Origin of the sequence: Mycobacterium colombiense (assembly GCF_003284975.1) — a bacterium.
Taxonomy (GTDB): Bacteria; Actinomycetota; Actinomycetes; order Mycobacteriales; family Mycobacteriaceae; genus Mycobacterium; species Mycobacterium europaeum_A.
In genome coordinates this window covers 1-3,591 of the sequence record NZ_QMEU01000195.1, presented here as the reverse complement: position 1 = coordinate 3,591, position 3,591 = coordinate 1, and the positions used below count along the sequence as shown (strand labels likewise).

The window sequence follows — 3,591 nt, the reverse complement described above, 5'->3', positions numbered from 1 at the left end:
GTCACCGTGGTGGCGGTCAGCGGCACGTCCGGGGCCGGTCGCGCCGCCAAGACCGACCTGCTGGGCGCGGAGGTCATCGGGTCGGCGCGGGCCTACAACATCGGCGGGGCGCACCGGCACACCCCGGAGATCGCCCAGGGGCTCGGGGCGGTCACCGGCCGCGACGTCACGGTGTCGTTCACCCCGGTGCTCATCCCGACCTCCCGCGGCATCCTGGCCACCTGCACCGCGCGCACCCGCGCGCCGCTGGCACAGCTGCGCGAAGCCTACGAAAAGGCTTACCACGCGGAGCCTTTCATCTACCTGATGCCCGAGGGGCAACTGCCCCGCACCGGAGCGGTGATCGGCAGCAACGCGGCGCACATCGCGGTCGCGGTGGACGAGGCGGCGCAGACCTTTGTCGCGATCGCCGCGATCGACAACCTGGTCAAGGGAACCGCCGGCGCCGCCGTGCAGTCGATGAACCTGGCCCTGGGTTGGCCGGAGACCGAAGGACTTTCGGTGATCGGGGTGGCGCCGTGACTCGCGCCGGCGACGATGACGCCGGCGTAGCCGGGGTCGCAGGAGCGGCGCCATCTGTCGTAGCGACGCAAGCGCGGCTGCTGCGCGAACAGGGCGTCACCGCGCCGGCCGGATTCCGGGCCGCCGGCATCGCCGCCGGCATCAAGGCCTCGGGCAACCGGGATCTGGCCCTGGTGTTCAACGAAGGCCCGGACTACGCCGCCGCCGGGGTGTTCACCCGCAACAAGGTCAAAGCGGCACCGGTGCTGTGGAGCCAGCAGGTGCTCAGCACCGGCGCGCTGCGCGCGGTGATCCTCAACTCCGGCGGGGCCAACGCCTGCACCGGACCCGGCGGATTTCAGGACACCCACGCCACCGCCGAGGCCGTCGCGGCCGCGCTGTCGGGCTGCGGGACCCAGACCGGGGCCATCGAGGTCGCGGTGTGCTCCACCGGGCTGATCGGTGACCGGTTGCCGATGGACAAGGTGCTCGCCGGCGTGCGCACGATCGTGCAGGACATGGCCGGCGGCCTGTCCGGCGGTGACGAGGCCGCGCAGGCGATCATGACCACCGACACCGTGCCCAAACAGGTTGCGCTGCATCACCCGGACAACTGGACGGTCGGCGGGATGGCCAAGGGCGCCGGCATGCTCGCGCCGTCGCTGGCGACGATGCTCTGCGTGCTCACCACCGACGCGGCCGTCGACGCGGCGGCCCTGGACCGCGCGCTGCGCCACGCCAGCGCGGCCACCTTCGACCGACTCGACATCGACGGCGCGTGCTCGACCAACGACACGGTGCTGCTGCTGACGTCGGGAGCCAGCGGGATCGCGCCCAGCCAGGCCGAACTCGACGACGCCGTGCTGCGGGCGTGCGACGACCTGTGCGCGCAGCTGCAAGCCGACGCCGAGGGCGTCACCAAGCGGGTCAACATCACCGTGGCGGGGGCGGCCTCCGAGGACGACGCCCTGGCCGCCGCCCGCACGATCGCCCGCGACAGCCTGGTCAAGACGGCGGTGTTCGGGTCGGACCCCAACTGGGGCCGGGTGCTGGCGGCCGTCGGGATGGCGCCCATCGATCTGGACCCCGACCGGATCACGGTGGCGTTCAACGGCTTTGCGGTCTTCGCCGACGGGGTTCCGGTGCCGGGCGCCCGCGAGGTGGACCTGTCGGAAGCCGACATCGACATCACGGTCGATCTGCGGCTCGGCGAGCACCGGGCCACCATCCGGACCACCGACCTGTCGCACGGGTACGTCGAAGAGAATTCGGCGTACAGCTCATGAGCTCGACAGAAGCGTTGTCGACCGTGGTCAAGGCGCAGGTGCTCGCCGAAGCCCTGCCCTGGCTCAAGCAACTGCACGGCAAGATCGTGGTCATCAAGTACGGCGGCAACGCCATGACCGACGACACGCTGCGGCACGCCTTCGCCGCCGACATGGCGTTCCTGCGTAACTGCGGCGTTCATCCCGTCGTCGTGCACGGCGGCGGCCCGCAGATCACCTCGATGCTGCGCCGGCTGGGCATCCCCGGGGACTTCAAGGGCGGATTCCGGGTCACCACACCGGAAGTGCTCGACGTGGCGCGGATGGTGTTGTTCGGCCAGGTCGGCCGCGAACTGGTCAACCTGATCAACGCGCACGGACCGTACGCCGTCGGCATCACCGGCGAGGACGCCCAGTTGTTCACCGCCGTGCGGCGCAGCGTCACCGTCGACGGCGTGGCCACCGACATCGGCCTGGTGGGCGACGTCGAGACGGTCAACACCGCCGCCGTGCTGGATCTCATTGCGGCGCGGCGCATTCCGGTGGTGTCGACGCTGGCCCCGGACGCCGAGGGCGTGGTGCACAACATCAACGCCGACACCGCCGCGGCGGCGCTGGCCGAGGCGCTGCGCGCCGAGAAGCTGCTGATGCTCACCGATGTCGAAGGCCTGTACACCAGCTGGCCGGACCGCGGTTCGCTGGTCAGCGAAATCGACACGGCCACATTGTCACAACTCCTACCCACGCTGGAGGCGGGCATGATTCCCAAAGTCGAGGCGTGCCTGCGCGCCGTCACCGCGGGCGTGCCCAGCGCGCACGTCATCGACGGGCGGGTCGAACACTGTGTGCTGGTGGAGCTTTTCACCGACGCGGGCACCGGCACCAAGGTGGTGCGCCCATGAGTAACACCGCCACGGTCCAGCGGCGCTGGGAAGCCGTGATGATGAACAACTACGGCACCCCGGCGATGGCCCTGGCCAGCGGCGACGGCGCCGTGGTCACCGACGTGGACGGGAAGACCTACCTCGACCTGCTCGGCGGCATCGCGGTCAACGTGCTGGGGCATCGCCACCCCGCGATCATCGAGGCCGTCACCCACCAGATGGCCACGCTGGGCCACACCTCCAACCTGTATGCCACCGGACCGGGTCTGGCGCTGGCCGAAGAACTGGTAAGCCTGCTCGGCACCGATTCCCCGGCGCGGGTGTTCTTCTGCAACTCCGGAACCGAGGCCAACGAGGTGGCGTTCAAGCTGTCGCGGCTCACCGGGCGTACCAAACTGGTTGCGGCGCAAGACGCTTTCCACGGCCGCACCATGGGATCGCTGGCGCTGACCGGTCAGCCCAGCAAGCAGGCGCCGTTCGCGCCGCTGCCCGGCGACGTCACGCACGTGCCCTACGGTGACACCGACGCGCTGGCCGACGCCGTCGACGACGCCACCGCCGCGGTGTTCCTGGAACCGATCATGGGGGAGAGCGGCGTCGTCGTGCCGCCCGCGGGATACCTCGCCGCCGCCCGCGACATCACCGCGCGGCGCGGGGCGCTGCTGGTGCTCGACGAGGTGCAAACCGGGATGGGCCGCACCGGAACGTTTTTCGCCCACCAGCACGACGGCATCACCCCGGACGTGGTGACGCTGGCCAAGGGGCTCGGCGGCGGCCTGCCGATCGGCGCCTGCCTGGCCGTCGGGCCGGCCGCCGACCTGATGACGCCGGGCCTGCACGGCAGCACCTTCGGCGGCAACCCGATCTGCGCGGCGGCCGCGCTCGCGGTGCTGCGGGTGCTGGCCGAGGAGAACCTGATCCGTCACGCCGAGGTGCTGGGC

The 3,591-nt window shown here is 71.0% G+C and carries 4 protein-coding genes; all 4 read left to right on the top strand.

Annotated features, from left to right (window positions below; genetic code table 11):
* On the top strand, positions 1–522 hold a 522-nt coding region (locus tag DQP58_RS26150; RefSeq protein WP_276310536.1), incomplete at its 5' end, for an Asd/ArgC dimerization domain-containing protein.
* Positions 523–599: 77 nt separating this feature from the next.
* Positions 600–1,787: a bifunctional glutamate N-acetyltransferase/amino-acid acetyltransferase ArgJ gene (gene argJ / locus DQP58_RS26145; protein WP_112710937.1), complete on the top strand. Its 1,188-nt coding sequence runs from the start codon at positions 600–602 to the stop codon at positions 1,785–1,787.
* Positions 1,784–2,668, top strand: coding sequence for an acetylglutamate kinase (gene argB / locus DQP58_RS26140; protein WP_112710936.1), 885 nt, complete (start codon positions 1,784–1,786; stop codon positions 2,666–2,668). Before argJ ends, argB begins: the two co-directional genes overlap by 4 nt.
* Positions 2,665–3,591 (top strand): acetylornithine transaminase (locus tag DQP58_RS26135; RefSeq protein WP_112710935.1); only part of this gene is annotated, 927 nt, incomplete at its 3' end. The genes argB and DQP58_RS26135, both read left to right, overlap by 4 nt.